Origin of the sequence: Tunturibacter empetritectus (assembly GCF_040358985.1) — a bacterium.
GTDB lineage: Bacteria > Acidobacteriota > Terriglobia > Terriglobales > Acidobacteriaceae > Edaphobacter > Edaphobacter empetritectus.
This window is the reverse complement of sequence record NZ_CP132932.1, coordinates 769,489-795,323: the sequence shown is the minus strand read 5'-3', so window position 1 is coordinate 795,323 and position 25,835 is coordinate 769,489. Positions and strand designations below refer to the sequence as shown.

Below are 25,835 nucleotides of genomic sequence, written 5' to 3'. Positions count from 1 at the left end.
GAGGATGGCGAGGGCGAAGCTGCTGTCGTCGACGAAGAGGCCGAAGATCTCGCGGAGGATCGTTTTGATCGAGTTCAGGGCGGTCTCCTTATGGGATTGATGGCTCGGTTTGCGAGCGACTGCGGCAGAGGGGAACCATCGCCAGGGCTAGGAGCAGGTAGGCTGCAATGAGGGCGAGGATCGACCAGTCGGCTGCGGGCCAGTGGAGGTCGAGGCCTTCGCCCACCCAGAAGGTTCCGAAGGCAGAGAGCAGGATGCCGACGAGGAACTTGAGGGTGTTTTCGGGGACTCGCGCGAGGGGGCGGTGAAGGATGAGGCCGAGGGCGATGACGACGAGGAGCGCAGCCACTGCGCCGAGGCTGGCGGGGAGGAGCGTGCCGGCGCGGCCTGCACCGATGGCGATGACGATGAAGACGACTTCGGTGCCTTCGAGCATGGTGATGTTGAAGGCGGCGGCGAAGGCGATCTTGTCCCAGGCGGTGGGGAGGTTGGCGTGCCGGCGCATGGCCTCCGTGTTCTTGGAGAAGGCAGCGGCTTCGTCGTGAAGAGGGATGAGGCCCGCGGCTCTGAGGATGGCTTTCCGCAGCCAGCGCAGGCCGAAGAGGAGCAGGAGAGTGCCTACGGTGAGTTGAAGGAGGTGTAGCGGGATGTGGGTGAGGACGTTGCCGAGCGCTGCGATGATGAGGAGGAGGACGGCGATGGCTGAGGCGCTGCCGATGAGAGCGGAGCGCCAGCCGCGGACGCTGCCCACGGCGAGGACGACGGTGAGGGCTTCTACGCACTCGACGAGGGAGGCCAGGAAGGAGGCTGTGATTGAGGTGCCGATATGTGCCCAGCCTGTGCCCATCATTTTCCTTTTGATGATGTTAGCTGATAGTTGTCCTGCCGGACGGGCCCGCTGCGCGCGGCGCGGTCACTTCGTGACTGGTATACCGCTTCGCTTGGTCCTCCCGTTGGTCGGAGGGAGTTTAATGCACGGTTTTCATGCGGCGGGACATGAAGTCCATCAGGAGATAGTTGCCTAGATTTTCGGGGGTGGTGAAGTAAGCTTTGCCGCGGCACATCGCGCTGACCTGCTGGACGAACTGCACGAGGGAGAAGTCGCTGGCGAGCATGAAGGTGTTAATCATGATGTTGGAGCGCTTGCAGCGGGAGACTTCTTCGAGGGTCTCGGAGATGACGAGGGGGTCGAGACCGAAGGCGTTCTTGTAGATGCGACCGTCGGGGAGGGTGAGGGCGGAGGGCTTGCCGTCGGTGATCATGACGATCTGCTTCATGTCTTTATTCTGGCGGGCGAGGATACGCTGCGCCATGCGAAGGCCTTCGCGAGTGTTGGTGTAGTGCGGGCCGACCTTGACGCGGGAGAGTTGTGAGACGGGGATCTCTTCGGCGGTGTCGTGGAAGAGGACGAGGTTGAGGGTGTCACCGGGGAATTGGGTGCGGATGAGGTGTGAGAGGGCCATGGCGACGCGCTTGGCGGGGGTAAAGCGGTCCTCACCGTAGAGGATCATCGAGTGGGAGCAGTCGAGCAGGACGACGGTGGCGCAGGAGGATTGGTAGTCGGACTGATGGACGTGGATGTCGGAGTGGTAGATGTTGAGCGGCGCATGCTCTTCGCCTTCGATGGCGGTAGCGAGCCCTTCGCGGGCGAAGACGCTTGAGAGGGTGGCGGTGATGTCGAGATTCAGGGTGTCGCCGAACTCATAGAGCTTGCTGCTGCCGTTAGTCTCGACGCCGGCGGCTTCGTGGCGAGTGTCGTGACGGCCAAGGTTGGATTTGCCGAGGGGGCCGAGGAGTTCGCGTAGGGCTTTGTAGCCGAGGAAGTCCATGCCCTTGTCGGTGACCTCGAAGCGGGCGTCGCCGTCGCCGTCGCCTTGTTCGCCCTGGCCTTGCTGGGGCATCTCGGCGTTGATAAAGTTCTGCTCCTGCATCTTCTGGATGATCTGGTCGATGAGTTCTTCGACCTGTTCTTCGGAGAGGGCTTCGTATTTTTCCTGGGCTTCATCGTCGAAGAGTTCGCCGGAGTCGAGGGCTTGGCGTATGGCTTCGCGGAGGTTCTCCATGGTCTGGTCGCCGTCGAACTCCTGGAAGCGGGACATGGGGTCGTTGAAGCCGGAGTCGAGCAGAAAGTCAGAGAGGGCCTGCATGAGGTCTTCGAGGCCGAAAGAGGAGGCGAGGTCGCCGGTGAACTTTGTGTATCGGACGCGCTTCATAGTTTTCGCCTAGTGGACCCAGCGGGTGTTGACGACGGTGAGTTGCGGGCAGCCTGCCTTGGCTGCGAGCTGTTTGTCGGTGAGTGCGGGTGCTTGCGACTGCTGCCTGATCTTCGATTGAAACGACTTGATGTCGTCGAAGCGGAAGACCTGACAGCCGCGCAGGAAGTCGACCACGTCGCCGGTGGTGGGGTCGATGGAGTACATGCGGACTAGATGGGCTTTTTTGTAGATGCCGATCGAGTCGAAGCCGTCATCGGTGTCGGGATGCATGGGGTCGAGGGTGTAGTCGGGGTCGCTCAGGGGCCAGCCCTCATCGTGGGCGAGGATGGTGGCGATGTCGTTGAGTTGGTCCGCAGAGAGGTGCGGGGGCAGCTTCTCCGGGGGAGCGGCGAGGGCGAGCAGCGCGAGAGTGGAGGTCAGGAGCATAGTTTGAGCCGTTACGTGAGGAAAGCCCGAATCTACCTTGAGTTTTCCTCATGCGGATAGAGAAGGGCTTTTAATTGAAGCCGCGGCGGGTGCGCTTGGCGTAGTCGTCACGTTCGATCTCGCGGTCGCGCATCTTTTCGGCGTACTGCGAGGCCTGATCGTTGCGGGATTTCTTTTCGGCGGCGCTGAAGGCGCGCTCTTCGGTGCGGCTGAGACGCTTGTGGGCGTACATGCCTTCGAGGAGAAACTCGGCGGCGCTTACGGTGATCTCGGGTTTGGACTTTGAGTTGATCTCGAGCGGTGAGAGTTTTTCGATGAGGCCCTGAATCTGTTTGAGCTCTTCGAGAGAGCCGCTGGAGGGTTGCTCGTCGTTGAGCTGGACGGTGCCGCCGAGGTTGAACCACTGCTCGATCTGCTGGGTGTTGGTGGCGGCGAAGTACTTGTCGAAGACAGTTGCTACGCTTGTGCGGATGATCTCGCGGATGACGGTGTCGGCTCCGCGCATCTCGCCTTCGTACTCGAGTTCGATCTTGCCGCTGATGCCGGGGAGCGCGGTGTAGATGTCGCCTACGCGGGGGACTGCGATGGCTTCGTCGTGGAGGAGAGCACGGCGTTCGGCGTTTGAGACGACCAGCTCCATGGTGCTGATGGGAAGCCGCTGGGAGACTCCGCTGCGCTTGTCGACTTTCTTGTCTTCGCGGGCGGTGAAGGCGATCTGTTCGACGATCTGGCGGATGTAATGAGGGATTTCGATCTTGGAGGCTGGGCGTGAGGACCAGGCTTCCTGCGCGGTGATGGCGATGCCTTCTTCGACATTTTCTGGATAGTGAGTGCGGATCTCGCTGCCGATGCGGTCTTTGAGCGGGGTCACGATCTTGCCGCGGGCGGTGTAGTCCTCGGGGTTGGCGGAGAAGACGATGGCTACGTCGAGCGGGAGGCGGACGGGGTAGCCTTTGATCTGCACATCGCCCTCCTGCATGATGTTGAAGAGAGCGACCTGAATCTTTCCGGCGAGGTCGGGGATCTCGTTGATGGCGAAGATGCCGCGGTTGGCGCGGGGGAGCAGGCCGTAGTGCATGGTGAGTTCGCTGCCGAGATCCTGATTGCTGCGGGCGGCCTTGATGGGATCTATATCTCCAACCAGATCGGCTACTGTCACGTCGGGGGTGGCTAGCTTTTCGACGAAGCGGTCATTTGGTGTAAGCCACGCTATGGGCGTGTCTTCTCCGAGGCGCGCGATGAGGTCGCGGCTGAACCTGGAGATGGGGGCGTAGGGATTGTCGCGGATCTCGGAGCCGGCGATGTAGGGGCAGTGCGGGTCGAGCAGCGTGGTGAGGGAGCGGAGGATGCGGGATTTTGCTTGGCCGCGGAGGCCGAGGAGGATGAAGTTATGCTTCGAGAGGACGGCGTTGACGATCTGGGGGACCACCGTGTCCTCGTAGCCGACGATGCCGGGGAAGAGCGGGGCTTTGTTGCCTTCCTTCGATTGGGCGGAGGCGCGAAGTTTGGCGATTAGATTTTCACGGAGCTCGTCTTTGACGCTGCGGGCGAGGCGGGCTGGGGTGAACTCGCTTGCGCGGAGAGAGCCTAGGGTGGTCGGGAGTGTGGTCGCCATGTCTAAGTATAGATGTTTGGCGTTGATCAAGGGTTCAGACGCTCTGCGTATGAACAAATGCGCTTGCAAATTTCGATGTGAAACGCAGATGCGTTCGTACGGGGTCAGGTGGTGAGGTCGTCGCGGAGGGCTTCCATTTCGGCGAGGGCGTGCTGGTTGTTGGTGCGGTTGGCGGTGGCGATGCCGTGGTGGAGGCGGTCGAGGGCTTCGTCGGTGCGGCCTAGTTTGGCGAGGGTCTGGGCGGACATCTGATAAGCGGGGACGTAGTCGGGGCTGTGGTGGATGAGGGTGGTGAACTCGGCGAGGGCGGTGTCGGTGTGGCCCTGGCTGATGTGCTCCATGGCGAGGCCGTAGCGGGCGAAGGCGTTGGTGGGGTCGGCGGTGAGGATCTCGGTGAGAGCGGCGATCTTGTCCATAAGTGGATTTTAGTGGGTCTTACGACGGAGTGCCGACCGCGGATTGGCGCGGAGTAACACGGATTAGACGACTAAAGACGATTGAAAACGGAGAAGGGGCGGATCGACGGCTTGGATAGCGTTGGAAGGTGTTTCATGTGTTTCGATCCGTGCGAATCCATGGTCGGTGTTCTGGGGATTTAGACTTGTAGGAATGAGCGAGTTGGTTTTAGAGCGGACGGTGGCGGAGTCGCAGTCGGAGCGAAGTGAGATCGTGTTGCCGGCGGACTCGAATGCGCTGGGGAGCCTGTTTGGCGGGCGTTTGATGCAGTACATCGATCTGGTCGGCGCTATGGCCGCCAGCCGGCATGCCCGGGCATTTACGGTGACGGCGAGTATGGACCATCTGGATTTTGTTGCTCCGGTACGGGTTGGGGAGTTGCTGATCTTGAAGGCGAGTGTGAACCGGGCGTTTCGGACGTCGATGGAGATTGGGGTGCGCGTAATGGTGGAGGATGTGCGGGAGCAGAGATTGCGGCATGTCTCTTCGGCTTACCTGACGTTTGTTGCGGTGGATCGCGAGGGAAGCCGGCTGGTTGTGCCGCAGGTGGTGCCGGAGACGGAACATCAGAAGCGCAGGTTTGAAGATGCCGGGCGGCGGCGCGAGATGCGGGCGGGAGAGACGCAGAGGAAGAAGGAGATGCGGGCGTCGCTTGGGGCGGGATGGCATGTGTGAGGCGTCGACTAAGCCAGCATCGTTCCGCTCTGTGAGCAAAATGCGGGGGTTTTTCGCTCCGCTCAGAATGACAACTTTATAGACGTTTGGATAGGGGATGAGTATGGGACATATGGGAGCAGGAGCACCGCAGGGGCCGCAGCCTTTGCCGGGAGTGGCGCATGTTGTGGCGATTGGCAGTGGCAAGGGCGGAGTGGGTAAGACGACGGTTGCGGTGAACCTGGCGGTTTCGCTGGGGAGGCTGGGGTATCGCGTTGGGTTGATTGACGCCGATATCTATGGGCCGAATGTGCCGATGATGTTGGGCGTGACGCGGCAGCCAAATATTGTGGGGGAGAATCGGATTGAGCCGATTCTGGCGCATGGAGTGAAGTTTATTTCTGTCGGGCTGATCTCGCCTGGGGATAAGCCCATGGTGATGCGGGGGCCGATGCTGCACCAGATCATTCGGCAGTTTCTGCAGCAGGTGGAGTGGGGGGATTTGGATTTTCTGATTGTCGATCTGCCTCCGGGTACGGGGGATGTGGTGATTTCGCTGGTGCAGACGGTGCCTTTGACGGGGGCTGTGGTGGTTTCGACGGGGTCGGGCGTGGCGCTGCAGGATGCGCGGAAGGCGTTGGAGATGTTTCACCAGGTGAAGGTGGAGGTAATTGGCCTGGTGGAGAATATGTCGCTGATGACATTGCCGGATGGGCAGGTGATCGACGTGTTTGGCGCGGGTGGGACGGAGCGGACGGCGGCACAGTTTGGGCTGGAGTTTCTTGGGGCCGTGGAGCTTGATCCGCAGATTCGCGAGGGGGGAGATAAGGGGCTGCCGGTGGCGCTGGCGGGGCCGGATTCGAAGTTGGCCAAGGATTTCTACTTGATTGCGGCTAAGGTGGCGGAGAGAGCCAAGGCGATTGCTGCTAAGACGGAGGATGTGCTGGAGATCTCGTAAGTGCCTTGTCCTGCCGGACGGGCCTCCTGCGCGGAGGGCGCCCACTTCGTGGGGCGTGTACCTTGTCTGGGTGTATTAGCTGCGTTGGGCCTCCCGTTGGTCGGCTTGAAGAGTGCTCCCGAGCTTCGGCGGGACACCGCTTTATGCACTTGACGGGTGGCGTAGAGTTAAGGACGGAGGGATGAATGGCGGATGCGGAGCGGGTTACGGCGCGGCAGAGAGCTATTCTGACCGCCATCATCGAGAGCTACATCGAGACAGGCGAGCCGGTTGGGTCGGGGACGATTGCTCGTCTACAAAGTGGTGAAAGTGCTGGGCTTAGCCCGGCGACAGTACGGAACGAGATGGCGGAACTGGCGGATGCGGGTTTGCTGGAGCAGCCGCATACCTCGGCTGGGCGGGTGCCTACGGCTAGGGCGTTCCGGATGTTTGTGGAGCAGTTGAGTGGCGGGGTGAACCCGAGGATTGATGCGGCGCGTTTGTCGGCTCGGTCGCGTTCGCAGATTGACTCGAGTTTTGTTGGAGTTGCGGGAACGCAGGCGGTGTTGGAGAGGACCTCGCATGTGCTGGCTACCTTGTCGAGCGGGGTAGGCGTGGCCATTGCTGCGGCTGCGGATGGGGACATGCTGGAGCATGTGCACTTTTCGCGGCTGGCTCCGGCGCGGGTGCTGGCGGTGGTGGTGACGCGCAGCGGGCTGGTGCGGGACCGGGTGCTTGCGCTCGATAAAGACTTGACTTCGAGGGAGTTAGAGGTTGCTGCGAATTTTCTGAATGAGAACTTTCGCGGATGGAGCGTGGAGCGGGTTCGGGCAGAGATTGCGCGGCTGGTGGAGCGGGAGAAGAGCGAGTATCAGAGATTGCTGAATTCTGTGCAGCAGCTTTGGATGAGGGCGGTGCCGGAGGCTGGGGTGCCGCTGCAGACGGTTTATGTGGATGGGGTGGCGAATCTTGTTGGTTCTCAAGAGGATAGGGAGAAGCTGCGAGAGGTTTTGACGGCGCTCGAGGCGAAGCAACGGCTGGTGGAGTTGTTGAATGCCTACATCGATGCGCGGCAGGAGAGTGTGCGGGTGGTGTTTGACCTGGAGGAGCAAGCTCCTGAAATGGCGGGACTTGTGCTGATTGCTGCGCCGGCGCGGATGGGTGGAGAGAGCCGTGGTACGGTGGGCGTGATTGGGCCGAAGCGGATGCACTACGAGAATACGATGAATGCGGTGAGCTATATTGCGCAGGTCTTTGACCGGATGCTGCATCCGGTAGATTGATTTTGGGGAGTGATTTTTTTCTGGCGTGGTCGGGGTGTGGTTTTTGCCGGTGTTTTTAAGAGAATAAGGTGTTTGGACGTGGTGAATTTGTGGTGTGGATGTGGTGTTTTGCGTGGCTGAGTGTGGATGTTCGCCGCATAGTTTTGAGCGATTAAAAATACGCCAAGGTTTTAAGATTTATTTTCTTGCCGGGTGAGAGGGTATTAAGAACAGACAATGGCTTGACGAGGGTGGAAAGGTACGAGCGTCTTGGCAGGGCGGAGTTCGTCGGGATCCTTCGCTGCGCTCAGGATGACAGCAAAGGCACAACGTCGGGATATGGGCTTTGCTAGCCGAACAAAGGCGAAGACATAACTGGGTTTTGCGGACGGCAAGCGAGGTTTTTAGGATGAATGCCAGGGAGCAGTTCGCGCGATGGGCTCGGATGGGCAACAATGGAAGAGGTAACACGATGAGGAGTTCAAAGAAGATGCAGGATCAGATGGCGGAACAGGAAACGACTGGGCAGGGAACGATGGAGCCGGAGGTGGCTGTGGGTTCTGAGGTTGAGCCGATTAATGAGGTGAGCCCCGCTCAGGCGGAGCTGGAGCAGGTGAAGGGCGAACGGAATCAGCTGCTGGACCGACTAGCGCGGCTGCAGGCCGAGTTCGACAATGCTCGCAAGCGTGAGGCGAAGGAGCGAGCGGATTCGCGGGACTATACGGTTTCAAATACGGTTGAGCCGTTTCTGGGCGTGATGGACAACTTTCAGCTGGCGCTGAAGGCGAATGGGACGAAAGAGCAGTTGCGGGGCGGTGTGGAGCTGATTCTGAAGCAGATGGAAGATGCGCTGAAGGGGTTGAATGTTCAGGCGGTGGAGACGGTGGGGACGCAGTTTGACCCTCGAATCCATGAGGCCCTGGGGAGCATCGAAACCAAGGAGTTCCCGGACCACCAGGTGTTGGAGGAGATTCGGCGGGGGTACAGTATCCGCGAGAAGCTATTGCGGCCGGCGCTGGTGAGGATTGCCGCGAATCCGAATCAGGTTGCGGATTAGGAGAAGAGGGCATACCCCAGGGGCTAAAGCCCCTCGTTTTCTTTTTGTAGAGAGGCCCAAGGATGAAGCCTTGGGGTACCTAGAGGCAAAGACAATTGCAACTGCAACGACAGAAATAAATGCTTGCGGGATGACAGGAAAAGGGCAAGAGCAACGACAAGATGCGGCTGAGTGAAGGCGTACTTTCCCACCCATCGCAGGAACGCGATGGATGGGGCACCCGATGAGTATTGGCCGGTTGGGGATGAGAGTACACCGCAGTAACTGTAAATGAATACCAGCACGCATCAGTCGCAACTGCACGGCAACACAGATTAGAAAGAGACTTTCAGGGATATGGCGACGGCAAACGTGACGAAGGTTGACTACTACGAAGTATTGAGTGTTTCGCGGGATGCGAGCGATCAGGAGTTGAAGACTGCCTATCGCAAGCTTGCCATGCAGTACCACCCGGACCGGAACCCGAACAATCCTGAGGCTGAGGAGAAGTTCAAGGAGTGCGGCGAGGCCTACTCGGTGCTGAGCGATGTGGAGAAGCGCGCGGCCTATGACCGGTATGGTCATGCGGCGTTTCAGAACGGCGGCGGGGCCGGTGGTCCATTTGGTGGTGGGTTCAGCGGCAATCCGCAGGACCTGGGAGATATCTTCGGCGATCTCTTCGGCGAGATGTTCAACATGGGCGGCAATGGTCGCCAGCAGGCTTCACGGGTGCAGCGCGGACGCGATCTGCGGTACGACATGAAGCTGGAGTTTGAAGAGGCAGTCTTCGGCAAGGAGAAGGAGATCACGATCCGGCGGATGGAGACCTGCATCGACTGCAAGGGCTCGGGTGCGTCGCGGGGTAAGGCTCCGGTGACTTGTACGCAATGCGGCGGCCGCGGGCAGCAGAGGTTTCAGCAGGGGTTCTTTTCGGTGGCGCGGACCTGCTCGGTGTGTGGAGGGACGGGGACGCTGATTGTTGATCCTTGCCAGACCTGCAAGGGCGAGACGCGGATACAACGCGAGCACACGATTATGGTGAAGGTGCCGGCGGGTGTGGAGCAGGATACGCGGATTCGCTACTCGGGCGAGGGTGAGGCGGGCAAGTTTGCGGGACCTGCTGGTGATCTTTACGTTGTGCTGAATGTGAAGGCGCACAAGTTCTTTGAGCGCGATGGGGATGATCTGCATTGCGTGATGCCGATCTCGTTCCCGCAGGCTGCGCTGGGGACGGAGCTTGAGATTCAGACGCTGGAGGGTGCGGCGACGATCAAGGTTCCTGAGGGGACGCAGAATGGGAAGGCGTTCAAGCTGAAGGGCAAGGGTGTGCCGCATTTGAACTCGCATGGGAAGGGCGATCTGATCGTGGAGATTCGGGTGCAGACGCCGGGCAAGCTGACCAAGCAGCAGCGGGAGTTGTTGAAGCAGCTGGACGAGATGATGGTGGTGGAGAATACGCCGACGTCGCGTGGGCTGTTCGACAAGGTGAAGGATATGTTCAGCTGAGAGGCAGCGAGTCAGGTGGTCAGCGCGTTAGCTAGTTAGCGGGTTAGCGTAAAAGACGAGCAACGGCAACGCAGGTGCAATGACAAAAGCAACTGCAAGTGCAAGTGCAACTGCAACAGCAGACGCAAATCCCCTTCGGGGATGACAACAAAGAAACTGCGGTCAGCTGGGTTAGCTAGTCAGCTGGAAACTGGTCAGCGCGACGGTGACGTTTTGTGGCTTTGGAGCGAGGATGGGCTTGGGGAGGAGAGCGGTTCGCGCCTGCCGGCGCGAATACCCCACCCTATCGCGATGAGGCCGCGAAAGGATGGGGCACCCGGCTTGGGACGGCTGGCAGGGAGCAAAGGCAGGATGCGGGAGCCTCTCTTGCGCATCTCACTATGAAGCTTTGGTGCTCGGTCGATGACGGCTTTGTGGTGGGGGCGCTGACCGCTTGCTGGATGGGCTAATGTGCTCGACGGGGGTGTGGATGCTGTTGGCGATCTGGCATGCTCTGAGGATGTCGTTGACGATGGGGTGGGAGATTCTTTGGGCGTTGATTCTGGGATTTCTGCTGTCAGCGGTGGTGCAGGCGGTGGTGTCGAAGGAGGAGATGTCCGGGCTGCTGCCGGATGACCGTGCGGGGACAATTGTGAAGGCGTGCGGGCTGGGGGCAGCGAGTTCGTCGTGCTCGTATGCGGCGGTGGCGCTGGCGCGGTCGATGTTCCGCAAGGGCGCGAACTTTACGGCTGCGATGGCGTTTCAGTTTGCGTCGACGAACCTGGTGATGGAGCTGGGGATTCTGCTGGCGGTGCTGATGGGTTGGCGGTTTACGCTGGCGGAGTTTGTGGGCGGGCCGCTGATGATCTGGGTGCTGGTGGTGTTGTTCCGATTGTTTCTGCGGCGCGGGCTGGTGGAGGCGGCGCGGGAGCAGGCGGACCGGGGCGTCGCAGGGCGCATGGAGGGGCATGCGGCCATGGACATGAGCGTGCATGAGGGAACGCTGTGGCAGCGGGCGGCGTCGGAGAAGGGGCGGACGGCGATCAGCCACTTCTTTGTGATGGACTGGGCGTCGCTGTGGCTGGATATCGGGGTGGGGCTGCTGATTGCGGGAGCGTTGGCGGCATGGGTGCCGAAGCAGTTCTGGCAGACGTTCTTCTTTGCGGGGCATCCGGTGCTGGCGAAGTTGTGGGGTCCGCTGGTGGGGCCGGCGGTGGCGGTGGTCTCGTTTGTGTGCTCGGTGGGCAATGTGCCGCTGGCGGCGGTGCTGTGGAACGGTGGGATCAGCTTTGGGGGCGTGATCGCGTTTCTGTTTGCGGATTTGATTATTCTGCCGATTCTGAATATCTATCGTAAGTATTACGGGTGGAAGGTTAGCGCATTCCTGTTTGTGACGTTCTATGCGGCGATGGCGGTGGCGGCGCTGGTGGTGGAGTTTGTGTTTGGGTGGCTGCACCTGATTCCACAGCAGAGGAACGCGCGGGTGATGGAGGAGGCGATCTCGTGGAACTATACGACGTGGCTGAATCTTGGATTTCTGGTGGTGGCGGCGCTGTTAGTGGTGCGGTTCCTGAGGACGGGCGGTCCGGCGATGCTGCGGATGATGGGGGAGCCGCAGAAGACGGGATTGGAGCACTCGCATACGCATCCGGCGGCGGGCGCGGATTCGCATGGATAGGCGTGGATTAGGCGAGGTGGGTGGCGGCTATGGCGATGGCGGCTATGGCGGCGGTTTCGGCGCGGAGGATGCGGGGGCCGAGGGTGACGGGCTGCCATTGATGGGTGGTGAAGAGGGACATCTCTTCGGGGGTCCAGCCGCCTTCGGGGCCTATGGCTAAGGCGGTTTGACGGTCTACCTCCCACCCTTCGCGGTGAGACTGCGAAGGATGGGGCACCCGGTCTTTTGTGGCGGGTGATGCTCCTTCGAGGGCGGCGGTCAGGGTTTGGGTCTGCTCGGTTTCGGATAGGAGGATGCGGGTGGGGGATTTTTCGCTTTCCAGGGCGGACTTCAGTGGGGTGGGGTCGGCGATCTCGGGGATGTCGGTGCGGCGGGATTGCTTGCTGGCTTCGAGAGCTATGCGGCGCCAGCGTTCGGAACGCTTGAGAGCGGATTGCGCGAGGTGCTTTTCGGTGCGGCGGGCGAGGATGGGTGTGATCTTTGCGATGCCTAGTTCGGTGGCTTTTTCGATGGCCCACTCCATGTGGTCGAACTTGAAGACGGCGAGGAGGAGATGGAGGGGGAGGGCGGCGTCGGACTGGAGCTCTTCGTGGAGGGTGAAGAGGACTTCTTTTTCGGAGACGGTGAGGATTTCGGCGCGGTGGAGGAAGCCGTTGGAGACGACGTCGTAGATCTGGCCGGGTTCGGCGCGGAGGACGCGGGCGAGGTGGGCGGCCTGGTCGCCGGTGAGGGATGCGGTGGTAGGGGTCCAGGTGTCGGCGATCCAGCGGCGGCGGGTCATGGGGTTAGTTTACGGTTTTATGGTGGATTCTCATGGGGGGCGGGGCGCTTCGGGCAAAATGCGGATGTCCCTCCACTGCGCTACGCTTCGGTCGGGATGACGGGATTTGTGGTGCGCCCCAGAAGTAAGTTGAGGATTTTGTGGGTGCGTCCCAACGTCAATTGACTCCATTGGTGCGTTCCCCAAGGTTCGTGGGCTGCGTCTCAGGGGGCAGTTGAGTCAGTTGGCTACTTTGGTGGCGGGGTTTGGGACCGCTTCGCTGGCGCGGCTGATCATGATGGACTGAAGGCCCTGATGGTAGAGGTCGACGTTGAGGGCGGCGGTGCGGCGGTGGTCCCATACCTCCTGGGATATGGGGAAGTGAAGGATAATCATGCCCTCGGCGGATTGGCCGGGGTTGATCATGGTCTCGCGAAGGAGGGGTTCGGAGGCGAGGGGCTTGAGTGCGGGGAAAGCGGATAAGACGCTGGGAAGGTCGTCTTTTTCGACGGCGCTGGTGGTGATCTCTTCGCCGTCGCCGGTGGTGAGGGTGGCGGTGAAGTCTTTGAGGAAGAGGGGGAGGCGGAGGCCGTCGGTGATGCGGAGGGTGGTGAGGACGTAGAGGTCGTCCTGGCCCCGGTCGTGGCCGACGAGGATGGACTCGCCTTTGAAGACGGTGTGGGCGGAGTAGACGTTGGTGTGGAGGATGTCGAGATCGGCGGTCTTATGCGGGGTGAAGCGCATGACCAGGGCGAGGGTGATGCCAAGGATCAGAAACGCCAGAAGGACCGGAGCCAACAGGTTGCTGCGAGCGGGTTGGGCAAACTTGAGATCTGACACTGGCATGAGAATAGCAAGGGCGGTTGGTTTTCAGAAGATTAAAAGAGCTGGAATTTAACCTAACGTTGGTGGTGCGAGTCTGTAAATAGTGACGGAGATGGGAATGCGGTGAGCGTACCACAAAAGTTGCAGGCGGGGGATCATTCCTTTTGGACGGCGTACTCCTCCAGCAGGACGGTGATGAGGGCGGCGGTGGGGACTGAGACGAGGGCTCCGACGATGCCGGCGAGGGCGGTTCCGAGGAGCAGGGCTACCAGGACGGTGAGGCCCATGAGGTTGACGCTGGAGCGCATGATGCGGGGGGTGAGGACGGCGTTTTCGACGTTGATGTAGATGGCGTAGAAGAGGAGGACGCTGGCCATCTTGGTCCAGGAGTCGAGGGCGGCGACCCCGGCGGCGATGATGATGGTGATGACTCCGCCGGCGATGGGGATGATGTTGAAGAGGCCCATGAGGAAGCCGAGGAGGAGGAAGTATCGGACGTGAAGGAGGCCGAAGACGATGGTGCTGGAGACTCCGAGGATGAGCATGAGGAGTCCCTGGCCAAGGAGCCACTTGCTGATCTTGCTCTCAGCTTTTTTTAGAGTGGCGTTGAGGCGGGGGCGATCGGCGCTGGGGAAGAGGGAGAGGAAGAACTGGTAGGCGTGCTCGCCTTCGAGCATGAAGTAGATGCAGAGGAAGGCGGCGGTGAGGATGTCGAAGAGGTGGGAGAGCCAGAGGGGGAGCGAGGTGAAGAGATAGGTGGCGGTGGCGTCGAAGGCTCCGGCGGCGCGCTGGGCGAGGGAGTCGATGCCGAACTTGTCGGCGAGGGGGAGCTTCTTGATGCGGGCGACGACCTCGGGGATGCGCTGGGGCAGCTCGGCGGAGAAGTTGCGGAGGTCGCTGAGGACAGGCGGTAGGCCGGTGGTGAAGAAGAGGGCGAGAACGCCGGCGACGGCAGCGATGAGGATGACGATGGCAACGCCGCGGGAGGGCTGGTAGTTGCGGATCTTCAACTGACGGATGCGCTTGACTGCGGGCATGAGGACGACGGCGAAGAGAGCACTGACGTAGAGGATCAGCAGCTCTTTCTGGAGGGTCCAGGCGAGGGCGAGCAGGAGGATGACGGCGAAGAAGAAGAGGATGTTGCCGCGGACCTGGGCGCGGTTTTTTTTCTCGTAGGGTGTGAGGTCGTCGGGCGTGGGGTTGGTCAGCCGGGTTCTCCTGTGGGTGCTGACGTTGAGATGCAGATATTGTGCGCTTTCACTGCTTAGGTGCGGGAGTGCGGAGTTTGAGTCCGGGGTTTGGTTGAGCAGAGTGCGCTGCCTTCGATCGAAATGGCGGCTCTTTGTTGATGTCTATGGCAATTTGCCTACTAGTGTAGAAACTGCAAATGCAGATTCCCTTCGGGAATGACAACAAAGGGAGGACGGCTCTAACTCCTGCTTTGAGTCAGGGCGAGGAGGAGGGCTTCGACGGTCTGGGCGGGAGTCTGGTCGGCGGTGGCTATGGTGAGTGCGGCCATGCGGCGGTAGAGGGGGTGGCGGCGCTCGAAGCGGATCTGGGCGGCGGCGGGGTCTTCGAGGACGGGGCGGGCGTTGGGACGACCGAGGTCCTGTAGCATGCAGCGGTCGAAGAGGGTGGGGAAGGGGGCGTCGAGGAAGATGGTGAAGGTGGCGGGGGTTTGTTCGAGGAGGAGGCGGTTGGTGAGGTCTTCGGGGGTTCCTCCGCCGAGGGCGAGGACGATGTTGCTGTAACCAAGGGCGGAGGCGAGGGCTGTGGATTCGAGGCGGCGGAAGCGGGCTTCACCTTGCTGCTCGAAGAGCTGAGGGATGGTGGCGTTGGTGCGGGACTCGAGGTGGGCGTCGAGGTCGAGGAAGTTCCAGCCGATGCGGGCGGCGAGGAGGCGGCCGATGGTGGATTTGCCTGCTCCCATGAAGCCGGTGAGGACGAGGCGTTTGAGGTGGGCTAGGGCTTGGGTCATGATCTCGGTTGGGGTCTTGATTTGGGTCTCGGGCTCGGGCTTGGTTTGCGTATCGGGTTCGGTGGACGTCATTGCCTCTCCTTAGTGTGCCTGTAAAACGTTGCGGAAAACGAAAGAGCCGCAACCTGGTGTGGGTTGCGGCTCGGGAAGGTCGAAGACTCTGAAGTTTTTAGGTTTTTTCAGAGATGCATGCGAGGACTCCACTGGCCGCTGGATGGCGCCAATAGGAGCAGGTAAAAAAAGCGAACTGGAAGCGGCTCGACATGCTGGTAAGACGATACACCGGGGGTTTGGGGTAGTGCAAGGGGTTGGTAGCGGTTGGTAGCAGAATGCGGGGGGCCGCGAGATGCCCGTTTTCCGGATAAATAACATAGATGACGACAAGCCGACTTCTAGGGAGTTGAGAGCCGAATTTCTAAGGGCCCGAGGAGGATGTCGACCATCTTTGATGGTGTCGGTTCTCGAACTTCGTTCAATGAAGGTTGTCAAGAAACGCATTCATCTCTGCGACCACCTGAGCTTCGTTGCTCAAATACACATAGTGGTCTGCGTTCGGGATCATAACGATATGGGCGTTGGGCACGCCCCTGCGGAAATTATCGGCCCAGCGCGTGCAGCGCGCTTTATCGTCCTTGATCAAGGCGGCCTTCCTGTCGCCATCAGGTAGGCGGTCCCAGTTGTGCGGACATGCATAGATAGCGAGAGCGGGAACTGAAATGCTTGTGTACTTTTGCGTGCCGAAGTTGAGCGCCGCACCGATTGGCGAACGAGGCGGCAGGGGCGGCATATTTGCTATCTCCGCGTTGTCATGATGTAGGACGGTCTCGAAGCGTGCTGCAGCAATCTCCAGTTCCAATAGCTCTTTCTTTTCATCCACCCCACCTGCTTCGATCTTGTCAATGCGCTTCTTCATGTCATTCATCTCGTTTGTCAGAAGTGGATGCTCAGGATCATCGAGAGCAAAGTCAGTCGCAGCATCCAGATAGATCAACCCGGAAACCTTGTTTGGAAAGCGGCTCCCGATCGAACTCAACTCCTCTCCGGCCATGGAATGCCCCACCAGCACAGGACGGTCGATGCGGAGCGCCTTCGCCACCGCAAGCACATCATCGCCAAGGCGGTCCGCTGAATAATTCCCATTGGCCGGTGCGGGACTGCTGGAGGCGCCAAATCCTCTCCGCGTGACGGCGAAAACGTGGTGCCGCTTTCTGAATTGTGGAGCGAAGCCATCGAAACGATGCGCTGTATCGCCGTTCCCAGCCAGAAAGATGAGAGGTCTTCCGGACCCGCCCCAATCCAGAACTTCGAGCTGAACGCCCGGTTCGACCACTACCATTTGGACTGAGTGTGGTGACGAATCCGTTTGAGCCATCGAATACGCGGCAATCCAAGGTGAGACGATGAGCAAGAATGATAGCTTCCTGATTTGACGCATAGTGGGTCTCCCTGAACCGAGCGGTCACCAATATTTCACAAGTAACCCACATCAGTCCTGATAAACGCCGTTCGCATCAAAAGCGATAGAGGAGGCTTCTTCGATTTAGCATTGGAGCATGCAAGAGATTGTGATTGGGAGCAGACAGAAGATTGACCTGGAGACTTGGGAGCGACGCGCGAGTTTCGATTTCTTCAAGAGTTTTACCGAGCCCTATCACGGCGTCTGCCTCCGCGTTGACTGCACAGAGACCTACTATTACGCCAAGAAGCATCAACTGTCAGTCTTTTTGTCACTGCTGCATCGCTCACTTGTCGCTGCGCACCAAGTTGAGAACTTCAAGACGCGTATTGTTGGCGACACCGTCTGGAGCTATGAACAGATCAATGGCGGAAGTGCTGTAGGACGCGAGAATGGCACGATTGGCCTGGGACACTATCAGTTCCGACCGCGAATCGATGAGTTCGTGCGGGAGGCGGCTATCGAACTCGACCGGGTGCGGCAGAGAGATGACATCGAGCGCTATCCGGAGGCCAACCTGATCCGTTATTCGGTGCTTCCCTGGTTCGACTTTACCTCCATTTCGCATGCTCGCGACTTCGCGCACGAAGACTCCGCGCCCCGCATCACGTTCGGCAAAATTACTGAGGCGGGTGGCCGCTGCACAATGCCCGTATCGATCCATGTGCACCACGCTCTGGCGGATGGCCTACATGTGGCTCAGTTCGTTGAGAAGTTTCAATGTTGCCTGGATGCCCCGGTCGATCGCGAGATTGGTTAGGCGCGCCCACTTCGATTGGTAGCGAGCGTTGCTATTCCACGCCCGACCGAAGGCAGACGATGAAGCTTTCTATCGCTTCGGTCGAGATGACGATTTTATGGAGTGGTGTGGAGAGTTTAGACAAAGCTACGGGAAGTGCAACAGCAGATTCCTTCGCTGCGCTACGGAATGACAAAAAAGGACAAGCAACTGCAGCAGTGACTGCAACCGCAATAGCAACTGCGATTGCGTGGGTCAGGCTTTGATGGAGGGGGCCAGGTAGCCTTCGGTGGCCAGGTGTTGGCCCATCTTGGCGTACATCTCTGGGTCTTCGGGTTGCCAGGTGGCGAGGCCGTCGACGTAGCGGTTGAACATGCAGAAGGCTGCGGCGATGAGGACGGTGTCGTGAATCTCGAGGTCGGTGGCGCCTTGTTTGCGGGCTTTGGCGACGTCTTCGGAGGTGACGTGCTTGCCGCCTTGTTGGACTTTGCCTGCGATGGTGAGGAGGGCTTTTAGTTTGTCTGAGACGGGTGCCTGTTCGTAGTTTTGTCTTACCTGTTCGGTTAGACCCCAATCGTTGCCGAGGTGCGCGGCGGCGGCTGAGGCGTGGCTGGTCTGGCAGAAGTAGCAGTCGTTCTGGCTGGAGACGTAGGTTGCGATGAGTTCGCGCTCGGCGGGAGTGAGGGAGTTGGGCTCGTGCAGGAGGACGTGGGCGAGTTCGCGCATGGGCTTGGCGGTTTCGGGGCGGTAGACGAATCCGCTGCTGATGCCAGGGAAGCCTTCGGGCAGTTTGATGTGGGGCATGAGTCTCTCCTTACTGGGTTTTGACTGATGGTGAGAACTGCAGACGCAGATTCCCTTCGGGAATGACAACCAAAAGCAGGTTCCCTCGGGAATGACAAACAAAAAAGCGACGACTCTAAACCAACTAGTGTGCGGCTTCGGCGGGCAGATATTCTTTGCTGACGCTGACGTATCCTTCGCGTGCGATCCACTTGCCGCGCTCGCGGTACATGGCTTCATCGCGGGGTTGGGTGGTTCCGAGTCCGTCGACGTAGCGGTTGAACATGCAGAAGGCGGCGGCGATGAGGACGGTGTCGTGGATCTCGATGTCGGTTGCGCCCTGATCGCGGGCGGCGGCTACGTCGTCGGTGGTGACGTGCTTGCCGCCTCGTTGTACCTTGCCTGCGATGACGAGGAGGGCTTTTAGCTTTTCGGAGATGGCGGCATTGTGGAAGTCGTGCTTGACCTGTTTGACGAGGGCTTCGTCGCCGTTGAGGCTGGCTGCGGCTATGGCTCCGTGGATGGTTTGACAGTAGTAGCAGTCGTTTTCGGAGGAGACGTAGGTTGCGATGAGTTCGCGCTCGCCCGGGGTGAGGGAGTTGGGGCCGTGGAGGAGGACTTCTACGAGATCGTTGAGCGGCCTTGCGGTGGCGGGGCGGAAGGCCATTGCGCCGCGGATGCCGGGGAGGCCTTCGGGGAGTTGGATGTGTGCCATGAGTCGTTCCTTTCAGGATGTGATTTGTTGGGGAAGTGGGTTGGCGTTGACGTCTGCCTTGGAGAAGAAGAGACGGCGGACGGGTTCGCCGCAGAGGACGATGACTAAACCGATAAGCGCGGGGATGGGATCGTGCAGGAGGATCATCAGGTCGATGACGGCGCAGCCGAGGAGGAAGACGATGGGTGCGGTGGGGAACCACCATCGGCGAACGGGCTGAGGCATGCGGAAGAGGGTGGTGACGGAGAGGGCGAGAAAGCAGAGCGCGGAGAAGATGATGAAGGAGAGGATGCGGTTGAAGGCTCCGAAGCTTAGGACAAGGAGGGCGAGGCCGGTTTGCAGGAGGATGCCGCTGGCGGGAGTGCCGAAGCGAGGATGGAGCTTGCCGAAGGGGGCGAAGAAGGCACCGTCTTTTGCCATGGCGTAGTAGACGCGCGGGGCAGCCATGGTAAGGGCCATGAGTCCTCCGAGAACGGAGAGGAGGACGCAGGCGGAGAGGACTTTGCCTCCTGTGGTGCCGAAGAGGGCTTCGCCGAACTGGGCTACGAAGGCGGTGTTGGAGACGATCTTTTCGAGCGGGACGACCATGAGGAACGAGGCGCTGACCAGGAGATAGACAGCGGTGACTAGGAGCACGCCTCCGGTGAAGGCGAGGGGCATGTTGCGGCTTGGGTTGCGGACTTCGCCGGCGATCTTGCCTGCCTCCCACCATCCGCCGAAGCTGAAGAAGGCGCTGACGGTGGCTCCGGCGATGGCGGCGAAGAGAGGTTCGGAGCCGGGGCGGCGGGCGGCTAAAGGCAACAGATGCGCGACGGTCGCGTGCCCGGAGATCCATGCCCAGAGCACGAGGCATACGAGGACTGCGATCTTCAAGAGGTTGGCGGTGGTCATGACGCGGCGGCTGAGGCGAGTGCCGATGTAGTTGAGGACAGCGAGGCCGATGAGGATTAGCGCGGGGATGACGATTTGCGTGCGCGGCGGGAGTCCGAAGAGGGAGAGGACATAGGGGGCTGCGCCTACGGCGAGCGCGGCGGCGAGGCCTGGGTCCATGACGGCGGCGGACATCCAGCCGTAGAGGAATGCGAGGCGGGTGCCGTAACCCTGGCGCAGGTAGACATATTCGCCGCCAGTGAGGGGGTAGTTGATGGCTAGCTCGGAGTAGCAGAGCGCTCCGCATAAGGTGATGAGGCCCATGCCGCACCATACGGCGGCCAGCAGGAGAGGCGAGCCCAGCGATCTTGCCATTGCGGCGGGAGTAAGGAAGATGCCGAGCGCAATCGACTCTCCAGTAACCACGGAGAGGGTTGCGGCCAGTCCCATCTGCCGACGCTGTTCCATCAGGGAGCTATGCTACTCGTCTGATTTGGAATCTCCCATCCATCAAAGGGTTGAGATCGTGGGTGCTCAACAGCCGATGGCGGAACAGCAACCATGCAGATGCACCGGTAATAGCGAAATGCGGGGTTCTTTCCCTTCGACAAGCTCAGGGCGCGGAATGACAAGAAAAGGCAAAGACAAATACAGGGATTCTTCGACTGCGTTGCTCACAAAAAGCCGTGAGCAACTTCGCTCAGAATGACGATCCTTTTTGGGTAGCAGGGGACGACAATTTTGGGTAACGGGGGAACGACAATGCGAATGCGAAGCAACGGCGACACGGCAGTCGGAGGGTTACTCGTAGCGGAGGGCTTCCATTGGTTCTACCTGGGTGGCGCGGCGGGCTGGGATGCCGCTGGCGATGAGGACTACGGATGCGAGGATGGCGACGGCGAAGAGCAGAGGAGTCAGCGTCTGGTTGGTTGCCGCAGCCCAGTGAGCCAGACCTTTTTGCAGCAGGATGGTGAGCAGGATTCCTATCGCAACGCCGATGCCGACGCTCGTGATGGCTGAGCGCGCGACTAACTCGAGTACGCTACCGCGTGGAGCGCCGAGGGCCATGCGGATGCCGAACTCGTTGGTGCGTTGCGAGACGGTGTAGGAGACGACGCTGTAGAGGCCGACTGCTGCGAGAAGGAGAGCGAGGATGGCGAATCCGGCGAAGAGCCAGGAGAGGAGCTGGCCCTGGGCGTACTCGGGCTGGGTGCTGATCCAGTGTTCGAGGTCCAGGACCGACTGGCCTATCTGTTGGTCGTGATCCACGGAGGCGACCTGCTGGCCGATGGTGTGGATCATGGCGGTGGGTGGGCCGTCGGTGTGGACCAGGAACTGGGTGTAGCCCCACATGGCGAGGGTGTATGGGATGAAGGCCTCGGGGGCGACTGGATTACGCAGGCCATCATCGAGCTTGTCTTCGGTGACCCCGATGATCTGGATCCAGCCTGTTGCACTTGGTTGAGGGGTCACCTCTGGAGGCGCGTTTTTGAGAGCCCCTATCGTGAGGGAGTGGCCGATGGCATCGCCGTTGGGAAAGTACTTATGGGCGAAGGTCTGGTTGATGACCGCGACGGAGTTGGCGTTATGGTTCTCGGACTCGGTCCAGAGGCGGCCCTGGAGCAGGGAGATTTTGAGCAGCGGAAAGTATTCCTCGCTGACGAAGTTGATCCGCGCTTTCCGGTCCTGGGAGGAGGGTTGGCCCAGGAGTTCGATCGGCGAGTTGAGGCCGTTGTTTGGCGGCGTGGCATTGGCGGAGATGGCTACCATGCGAACGCCGGGGATCTCGGCGATTTTGTTGCGGAGGAGTTCGACGTAGGCGATGCGAGCGGGGAGGGTGGAGTAGGCGGACTCGCGAATGGGCAGACCGATCGACATGGTGTTATGCGGGTCGTATCCGAGAGGAGTGTGGGCGAGCTTGAGAAAGCTTTGAACGGCAGCGCCGGCGGCGGAGAGGAGCAGGAGGGTGAGTGCGATCTGGCCGGCGATGAGGGCGTTGTGGAGTGCCCGGCCGCTGACTGTGCCAGCGACCTTGCGGGTGCCGGTCTGCATGGCCTCGCGAACATCGGGGCGCGAGAGACGCAGCGCAGGCCAGAGGCCGAAGAAGATCCCGGTCAGCAGGGAGACCACGACAGAGAAGGCAAGCACGGGGAGGTTGATGGCGAAGGCGGCCTCGTGGGGGAAGGAGTATTGGGGCAGGAGCGCGATGATGCCTGCGAGCAGCTTATAGGCGAAGAGCACTCCCAGCGTGGCGCCGGTGACTGAGAGCAAGAGGGCTTCGGTGAGGAGCTGACGGACGATGCGTGCGCGCGAGGCTCCGATGGCGGCGCGTACGGCAAACTCATGCTCGCGGGCCACACCCCGGGCGAGCAGAAGGATCGAGACGTTGCCGCAGCCGATGGCGAGGAGCAGCAGGACGGCACCAAAGAGGAGCGCGAGGGAGGGGCCGATCGCTTTCATGAACTGATCGTTGAGGCCGATGACGGTCAATGGTCCAGGGTTGGGTGGGAAGTTTCGTGGGGTGTCCTTTTCAAACTGGGTGAGGAGCGGTTGGAGTTGCTGTTCGGCGAGGTGGTGGCTGACTCCGGGCTTGAGGCGGGCCTCTACCTGGTAGGCGTCGGTGCCTGCAGTTGTCTTCATGGGTAGATAGACATCGGCGTCGCCCCAGGTAAAGCGCTTTGCGGCAACACCTACTACGTTGTAGGGCTGGTGATCCAGTTGAATGGTTTTGCCGATGAGGGTGGGGTCGCCGTTGAAGTGGCGCTGCCAGAATTTGTAGCTGATCACGAGGATTGGTTGCGGATCGCGGTCGTCGCTTGCGTCCGATGGCAGAATTCCTCGGCCGAGCAGGGTGGGCACGCCGAAGAAGTTAAAGCCATTGGACGTCATCAGGGTGCTGTGGACGTCTTCCGGCAGGTCGCTTCCGGTGATGGTCATGTTTTTGAAGTTCATCAGGACCGAGTCCTCGATGGCTGGGACTTTGCGGAGTTGTTGCCACTGGGTGGCTGTGATCGCTACGCCGTTGTAGCCGTTGGCTGTGGCGCCTCCGAGTGCAAAGTGCACCATGCGGTCGGGGGCGGCGTAGGGGTAGGGGTTCATGACGACTCCCCAGACCACGCTGAAGACGGCTGAGGTTGCGGCGATTCCGCAGGCGAGGGAGAGGATGGCGGTGGCTGCGAAGCCGGGACTCTTGAAGAGTTGGCGGAGAGCGTAGCGTACGTCTTGAAGGAGAGATCTCATGCAGACTCCTTGCGCAGCCTATTGGACCCGCTGGAGTGAGTGCATGTGAGTGACCAAATGAAATGAGGCGGTTGAGCGCTAATTGGCTCGTATTTCGCGGTGTTTGCAGGGTTTTCGCCGTGAGGCTTCGGAGAAACGATGTCCGTAAGTGGACGGAGGAGTCCATATACGCACAGCTTGCACTGGAAAGAGCAGAACAGCCCAGCCTCTGCGATGACGCTGCGGAGGCTGGGCTGCTTGCGTCGGTGCGGTTTTGCCAGATAATTCGCTAGACAGTTTGTGGGATTGGGAGGTCGTCTTCGCCAGCGGTGCCCTGCTTCAGCTTGTTCTGGATGTTGCTCCAGACAGCGTCGCTGGGGTCCTGATCTTCGGTGGGTTCGAAGAGGCTGCGGGCTTGGTCGGCGATAGCTTCGAGGTCGCGAACGAGGGCGGCGCAGTCGGGATTATTCGCGAGGAAGGTCTGGAGGCGCGGATCGGTACTGACGTGGCCGTCGCCGTTGGCAAAGAACTCGGGCAGATAATTCTCGAAGTCGGCGGGAGTCATGGTGTCGAAGTCGAGAGATTTGAATTCCGTCATACCGCTACCTCCTTGAGGCCGTTTGGCTGGGCAGCTGGTTCAGGCTGGCGGAGGAGTTCGCGTAGTTTGAGGCGGGCCTTGTGGAGCTGCGATTTGCTGTTACCGGTGGAGCACTCGAGCATGGTGGCGATCTCGTTATGTTCGAAGCCTTCGACATCGTGAAGGACGAAGACCATGCGATAGCCGGGGGGCAGAGAAGCTACGGCACGCTCGAGGGCTACGCGGTCGACTGAGCCGGTGAGGGCCAGGTCTCGGCTGCCGAAGTCGCGCTTGGGTGCGTCTTCTTCCGAAGGGTTGATGGTCTCTTCGAGGGAGACCAGGTTGAGGCCTTTCTTGCGGAGGTGCATGAGCACCAGGTTTACCGTGAGTCTGTGGAGCCAGGTGGAGAAGGCCGATTCCCCGCGGAAGCTGCCGATCTTGCGGAAGAGATGCAGAAAGGCCTCCTGGGTCATATCTTCGGCCTCGGAGACGTTGCCGAGCATGCGGAGGCAGAGGGTGTAGACGCGGCGTTTGTGCAGGGCGTAGAGCTTGGAGAAGGCTTCTGCATCGCCGTTCTTCGCGGCTTCGATGGCTTCGGCTTCCCCTGCGATGGGTGGGTTGCGTTTGAAGACACCAGGAGTGGGTGGTGTTGGTTGGGTCAGTTGGGTCATTTGTAGGCCTTGGACGTCCATAGCTAGACTCCGGACAAATTAATCGTTCACGTTCGAGTTTTCGCCTGCATCGAGCCTACCGCAAACGGAGGAAATATTCTGTCGTAGGAGAATTGGATGGAGGACGGACGCGAAGGGTTGTTTGAGGGGAAAGAACTTAGAAGGTTGGCGTTGAAGACGACGTTGATCAGGAGCCGATGAAACGGGCGTAGAGGGAGCGCGCGAGGGTGATGTCGGTGGTGCCCTGAATGAGGGCGCGGCCGTCGGGAAAAAGGGTGAAGGTGTGAGGGCCGCGTTGGAAGCGGAGGAGGAGCTGGTTGAAGCGGAGGTCGTGGATGTCTGCGTGAGGCGCGAGCCGATTGCGCATGGCAGCGAAGTCGACTGGGCGGTGGTGCTCGTGAATTTGAACAGAGTTGCGGCCGCAGAGAGTGATGTGAGGGCGGCCTTCGCCGGCGAGGTGGGGGAAGAGGCGCTGTCCGCAGACGGTGCAGGAGGGGTTGGGTCTGGAGGCGTTGATCTCAGTGCGCTCGTTGGACCAGAGGTCGTGGGAGAGGAGGGTGCGGCGCATGAGGTGGGGCTGGTTGGTGAGGAGTTTGAGAGCCTCGGTGGTTTGGATGGAGGCGGCGAGGTTGACCGCGGTGGAGAGAATGCCGGCGGTGTCGCAGGTTTCTACGGGGCCGGTGGGCGGCTTGGGGAAGATGCAGGCGAGGCAGGCGGTGGGGGTGTATTCCAGCGCGTCTTTTATGGGTACGTCGCTCCGCTCCGTTCGTAAAGACGAAATGCGGGGGTTCTTCGACTCGGCGGCTTCGCCATCGCTCAGAATGACAGCTTTTGAAGAGTCGACAGGGATGGGGAGGATGTTCATGGTGGCGGCGTAGGCGCCGATGGCGGCAGCGTAGATCCAGGGCTTGGATTGCTGGACGCAGTAGTCGTTGAGGAGGTAGCGGGTCTCGAAGTTGTCGGTGGCGTCGAGGATCAGGTGAGCGGGGGTGAGGAGCTCGTGGATGTTGGCGGGGACCAGGTCTGCGATGTGGGAGTGGACGGTGATGCCCGAGTTGAAGAGGGCGATCTTGCGGCGGGCGGCTTCTGCTTTGGGGAGGGAGTCGCGGGCGTCTGCCTCGTCGAAGAGGATCTGGCGCTGGAGGTTGGAGGGCTCGACGAAGTCGCGGTCGATGAGGGTGAGGGTGCCGACGCCGGCGCGGGCGAGAAGGGAGGCGGTGGCGGCTCCGGTGGCTCCGACGCCGATGATGGCGACGTGGGCGGAGGCTAGAAGATGCTGGCCGGTGGGTCCGATGCCGGGGAAGAGAATCTGGCGGGAGTAGCGTTCCGTATCGAGGATGGGTTGGCGGGCGGCTGATGCGGGGGACTGCGTGGCGGGGGTGCCGATGTGGATGCTCGTGGCGGGTTCTTCGAGGGAGGGTGCTGGATGCTTTGACATGATGAAGGTCGCGTCCGTCCAAAAAGGGCTGCTGTTTCG

26 protein-coding genes are annotated in these 25,835 nt (G+C 60.5%); 9 read left to right on the top strand and 17 right to left on the bottom strand.

Translation table 11 applies throughout. The features are described from left to right. Positions 1 to 88: 88 nt before the first annotated feature. The 5 genes from RBB75_RS03280 to RBB75_RS03260 all read right to left on the bottom strand — a co-directional run bounded on the left by RBB75_RS03280 (position 89) and on the right by RBB75_RS03260 (position 4,673). Positions 89 to 850, bottom strand: coding sequence for a COG4280 domain-containing protein (locus RBB75_RS03280; RefSeq protein WP_218884710.1), 762 nt, complete (start codon positions 848 to 850; stop codon positions 89 to 91). Positions 851 to 968: 118 nt separating this feature from the next. Then, positions 969 to 2,213, bottom strand: a complete 1,245-nt coding sequence (locus RBB75_RS03275; RefSeq protein WP_179639321.1) for a vWA domain-containing protein — start codon at positions 2,211 to 2,213, stop codon at positions 969 to 971. Between the two features lie 9 nt (positions 2,214 to 2,222). Further along, positions 2,223 to 2,642 carry a hypothetical protein gene (locus tag RBB75_RS03270; RefSeq protein ID WP_353069491.1) on the bottom strand — a complete coding sequence of 140 codons (420 nt, stop codon included), beginning with the start codon at positions 2,640 to 2,642 and terminating at the stop codon, positions 2,223 to 2,225. Between the two features lie 70 nt (positions 2,643 to 2,712). Further along, a complete protein-coding gene (locus RBB75_RS03265) occupies positions 2,713 to 4,257 on the bottom strand; it encodes a sigma 54-interacting transcriptional regulator (RefSeq protein WP_353069490.1) in 1,545 nt (514 codons plus the stop codon). A 104-nt stretch (positions 4,258 to 4,361) separates the two neighbouring features. Continuing rightward, on the bottom strand, positions 4,362 to 4,673 hold the full coding sequence (locus RBB75_RS03260; RefSeq protein ID WP_353069489.1) for a tetratricopeptide repeat protein: 312 nt from the start codon (positions 4,671 to 4,673) through the stop codon (positions 4,362 to 4,364). A 193-nt stretch (positions 4,674 to 4,866) separates the two neighbouring features. Between RBB75_RS03260 and RBB75_RS03255 the strand changes: the two genes are divergently transcribed. From RBB75_RS03255 to RBB75_RS03225, 7 genes are all read left to right on the top strand, one after another. Next, the gene (locus tag RBB75_RS03255) at positions 4,867 to 5,388 is read left to right on the top strand and encodes an acyl-CoA thioesterase (RefSeq protein WP_353069488.1); all 522 of its coding nucleotides are present in this window, start codon (positions 4,867 to 4,869) and stop codon (positions 5,386 to 5,388) included. 103 nt (positions 5,389 to 5,491) lie between these two features. After that, a complete protein-coding gene (locus tag RBB75_RS03250; RefSeq protein ID WP_353070351.1) occupies positions 5,492 to 6,325 on the top strand; it encodes an Mrp/NBP35 family ATP-binding protein in 834 nt (277 codons plus the stop codon). 185 nt (positions 6,326 to 6,510) lie between these two features. Further along, on the top strand, positions 6,511 to 7,587 hold the full coding sequence (hrcA, locus tag RBB75_RS03245) for a heat-inducible transcriptional repressor HrcA (protein ID WP_353069487.1): 1,077 nt from the start codon (positions 6,511 to 6,513) through the stop codon (positions 7,585 to 7,587). Between the two features lie 451 nt (positions 7,588 to 8,038). After that, a complete protein-coding gene (locus RBB75_RS03240; protein ID WP_179639315.1) occupies positions 8,039 to 8,623 on the top strand; it encodes a nucleotide exchange factor GrpE in 585 nt (194 codons plus the stop codon). Positions 8,624 to 8,959: 336 nt separating this feature from the next. Continuing rightward, entirely contained in the window at positions 8,960 to 10,108 is a 1,149-nt protein-coding gene (dnaJ, locus tag RBB75_RS03235) for a molecular chaperone DnaJ (RefSeq protein WP_179639314.1), read from the top strand. Between the two features lie 215 nt (positions 10,109 to 10,323). Next, the gene (locus RBB75_RS03230; protein ID WP_179639313.1) at positions 10,324 to 10,557 is read left to right on the top strand and encodes a hypothetical protein; all 234 of its coding nucleotides are present in this window, start codon (positions 10,324 to 10,326) and stop codon (positions 10,555 to 10,557) included. Then, on the top strand, positions 10,557 to 11,765 hold the full coding sequence (locus tag RBB75_RS03225) for a permease (RefSeq protein ID WP_257031140.1): 1,209 nt from the start codon (positions 10,557 to 10,559) through the stop codon (positions 11,763 to 11,765). Before RBB75_RS03230 ends, RBB75_RS03225 begins: the two co-directional genes overlap by 1 nt. 7 nt (positions 11,766 to 11,772) lie before the next feature. Here RBB75_RS03225 and RBB75_RS03220 read toward each other — a convergent pair whose 3' ends face one another. The 5 genes from RBB75_RS03220 to RBB75_RS03200 form a co-directional block, all read right to left on the bottom strand. Next, positions 11,773 to 12,546 (bottom strand): RsmE family RNA methyltransferase, encoded by a 774-nt coding sequence (locus RBB75_RS03220; protein WP_179639312.1) that lies wholly within the window; start codon positions 12,544 to 12,546, stop codon positions 11,773 to 11,775. A gap of 219 nt (positions 12,547 to 12,765) precedes the next feature. Continuing rightward, positions 12,766 to 13,371: a hypothetical protein gene (locus RBB75_RS03215; RefSeq protein WP_179639311.1), complete on the bottom strand. Its 606-nt coding sequence runs from the start codon at positions 13,369 to 13,371 to the stop codon at positions 12,766 to 12,768. Positions 13,372 to 13,505: 134 nt separating this feature from the next. After that, on the bottom strand, positions 13,506 to 14,489 hold the full coding sequence (locus RBB75_RS03210) for an AI-2E family transporter (RefSeq protein WP_353070350.1): 984 nt from the start codon (positions 14,487 to 14,489) through the stop codon (positions 13,506 to 13,508). 290 nt (positions 14,490 to 14,779) lie between these two features. Beyond that, a complete protein-coding gene (locus RBB75_RS03205) occupies positions 14,780 to 15,400 on the bottom strand; it encodes a shikimate kinase (protein ID WP_179639310.1) in 621 nt (206 codons plus the stop codon). Positions 15,401 to 15,800: 400 nt separating this feature from the next. Continuing rightward, positions 15,801 to 16,763 carry an alpha/beta fold hydrolase gene (locus tag RBB75_RS03200; RefSeq protein WP_353069486.1) on the bottom strand — a complete coding sequence of 321 codons (963 nt, stop codon included), beginning with the start codon at positions 16,761 to 16,763 and terminating at the stop codon, positions 15,801 to 15,803. Positions 16,764 to 16,881: 118 nt separating this feature from the next. Here RBB75_RS03200 and RBB75_RS03195 point away from each other — a divergent pair, with 118 nt between their 5' ends. Continuing rightward, entirely contained in the window at positions 16,882 to 17,544 is a 663-nt protein-coding gene (locus tag RBB75_RS03195; protein WP_353069485.1) for a CatA-like O-acetyltransferase, read from the top strand. 59 nt (positions 17,545 to 17,603) lie between these two features. Beyond that, entirely contained in the window at positions 17,604 to 17,789 is a 186-nt protein-coding gene (locus tag RBB75_RS03190) for a hypothetical protein (RefSeq protein ID WP_353069484.1), read from the top strand. Here RBB75_RS03190 and RBB75_RS03185 read toward each other — a convergent pair. The 7 genes from RBB75_RS03185 to RBB75_RS03155 form a co-directional block, all read right to left on the bottom strand. After that, positions 17,779 to 18,327, bottom strand: a complete 549-nt coding sequence (locus RBB75_RS03185; RefSeq protein ID WP_353069483.1) for a carboxymuconolactone decarboxylase family protein — start codon at positions 18,325 to 18,327, stop codon at positions 17,779 to 17,781. The two genes, RBB75_RS03190 and RBB75_RS03185, sit on opposite strands and share 11 nt — an antisense overlap. A gap of 124 nt (positions 18,328 to 18,451) precedes the next feature. Beyond that, positions 18,452 to 19,021 (bottom strand): carboxymuconolactone decarboxylase family protein, encoded by a 570-nt coding sequence (locus tag RBB75_RS03180; protein ID WP_353069482.1) that lies wholly within the window; start codon positions 19,019 to 19,021, stop codon positions 18,452 to 18,454. A 12-nt stretch (positions 19,022 to 19,033) separates the two neighbouring features. Then, positions 19,034 to 20,359 (bottom strand): APC family permease, encoded by a 1,326-nt coding sequence (locus RBB75_RS03175; RefSeq protein WP_353069481.1) that lies wholly within the window; start codon positions 20,357 to 20,359, stop codon positions 19,034 to 19,036. A 333-nt stretch (positions 20,360 to 20,692) separates the two neighbouring features. Next, positions 20,693 to 23,131: an ABC transporter permease gene (locus RBB75_RS03170; protein ID WP_353069480.1), complete on the bottom strand. Its 2,439-nt coding sequence runs from the start codon at positions 23,129 to 23,131 to the stop codon at positions 20,693 to 20,695. A 268-nt stretch (positions 23,132 to 23,399) separates the two neighbouring features. After that, positions 23,400 to 23,708, bottom strand: a complete 309-nt coding sequence (locus RBB75_RS03165) for a hypothetical protein (protein ID WP_179639304.1) — start codon at positions 23,706 to 23,708, stop codon at positions 23,400 to 23,402. Next, positions 23,705 to 24,379 carry an RNA polymerase sigma factor gene (locus tag RBB75_RS03160; protein ID WP_353069479.1) on the bottom strand — a complete coding sequence of 225 codons (675 nt, stop codon included), beginning with the start codon at positions 24,377 to 24,379 and terminating at the stop codon, positions 23,705 to 23,707. The genes RBB75_RS03165 and RBB75_RS03160 overlap by 4 nt, the downstream gene beginning before the upstream one ends. Positions 24,380 to 24,545: 166 nt before the next feature. After that, positions 24,546 to 25,799 (bottom strand): ThiF family adenylyltransferase, encoded by a 1,254-nt coding sequence (locus RBB75_RS03155; RefSeq protein ID WP_353070349.1) that lies wholly within the window; start codon positions 25,797 to 25,799, stop codon positions 24,546 to 24,548. Positions 25,800 to 25,835 lie beyond the last annotated feature (36 nt).

Bases quoted from the DNA above. Each gene is read 5' to 3' on its own strand.
- RBB75_RS03220 (WP_179639312.1), bottom strand. From the start codon at position 12,546: ATGACCCGCCGCCGCTGGATCGCCGACACCTGGACCCCTACCACCGCA.
- RBB75_RS03180 (WP_353069482.1), bottom strand. From the start codon at position 19,021: ATGGCACACATCCAACTCCCCGAAGGCCTCCCCGGCATCCGCGGCGCA.
- RBB75_RS03240 (WP_179639315.1), top strand. From the start codon at position 8,039: ATGAGGAGTTCAAAGAAGATGCAGGATCAGATGGCGGAACAGGAAACG.
- RBB75_RS03250 (WP_353070351.1), top strand. From the start codon at position 5,492: ATGGGACATATGGGAGCAGGAGCACCGCAGGGGCCGCAGCCTTTGCCG.
- RBB75_RS03225 (WP_257031140.1), top strand. From the start codon at position 10,557: ATGTGCTCGACGGGGGTGTGGATGCTGTTGGCGATCTGGCATGCTCTG.
- RBB75_RS03175 (WP_353069481.1), bottom strand. From the start codon at position 20,359: ATGGAACAGCGTCGGCAGATGGGACTGGCCGCAACCCTCTCCGTGGTT.
- RBB75_RS03185 (WP_353069483.1), bottom strand. From the start codon at position 18,327: ATGCCCCACATCAAACTGCCCGAAGGCTTCCCTGGCATCAGCAGCGGA.
- RBB75_RS03255 (WP_353069488.1), top strand. From the start codon at position 4,867: ATGAGCGAGTTGGTTTTAGAGCGGACGGTGGCGGAGTCGCAGTCGGAG.
- RBB75_RS03270 (WP_353069491.1), bottom strand. From the start codon at position 2,642: ATGCTCCTGACCTCCACTCTCGCGCTGCTCGCCCTCGCCGCTCCCCCG.
- RBB75_RS03195 (WP_353069485.1), top strand. From the start codon at position 16,882: ATGCAAGAGATTGTGATTGGGAGCAGACAGAAGATTGACCTGGAGACT.
- RBB75_RS03205 (WP_179639310.1), bottom strand. From the start codon at position 15,400: ATGACGTCCACCGAACCCGATACGCAAACCAAGCCCGAGCCCGAGACC.
- RBB75_RS03200 (WP_353069486.1), bottom strand. From the start codon at position 16,763: ATGCGTCAAATCAGGAAGCTATCATTCTTGCTCATCGTCTCACCTTGG.
- RBB75_RS03265 (WP_353069490.1), bottom strand. From the start codon at position 4,257: ATGGCGACCACACTCCCGACCACCCTAGGCTCTCTCCGCGCAAGCGAG.
- dnaJ (WP_179639314.1), top strand. From the start codon at position 8,960: ATGGCGACGGCAAACGTGACGAAGGTTGACTACTACGAAGTATTGAGT.
- RBB75_RS03260 (WP_353069489.1), bottom strand. From the start codon at position 4,673: ATGGACAAGATCGCCGCTCTCACCGAGATCCTCACCGCCGACCCCACC.
- RBB75_RS03275 (WP_179639321.1), bottom strand. From the start codon at position 2,213: ATGAAGCGCGTCCGATACACAAAGTTCACCGGCGACCTCGCCTCCTCT.
- RBB75_RS03190 (WP_353069484.1), top strand. From the start codon at position 17,604: ATGAAGCTTTCTATCGCTTCGGTCGAGATGACGATTTTATGGAGTGGT.
- RBB75_RS03165 (WP_179639304.1), bottom strand. From the start codon at position 23,708: ATGACGGAATTCAAATCTCTCGACTTCGACACCATGACTCCCGCCGAC.
- RBB75_RS03160 (WP_353069479.1), bottom strand. From the start codon at position 24,379: ATGGACGTCCAAGGCCTACAAATGACCCAACTGACCCAACCAACACCA.
- hrcA (WP_353069487.1), top strand. From the start codon at position 6,511: ATGGCGGATGCGGAGCGGGTTACGGCGCGGCAGAGAGCTATTCTGACC.
- RBB75_RS03215 (WP_179639311.1), bottom strand. From the start codon at position 13,371: ATGCCAGTGTCAGATCTCAAGTTTGCCCAACCCGCTCGCAGCAACCTG.
- RBB75_RS03170 (WP_353069480.1), bottom strand. From the start codon at position 23,131: ATGAGATCTCTCCTTCAAGACGTACGCTACGCTCTCCGCCAACTCTTC.
- RBB75_RS03280 (WP_218884710.1), bottom strand. From the start codon at position 850: ATGATGGGCACAGGCTGGGCACATATCGGCACCTCAATCACAGCCTCC.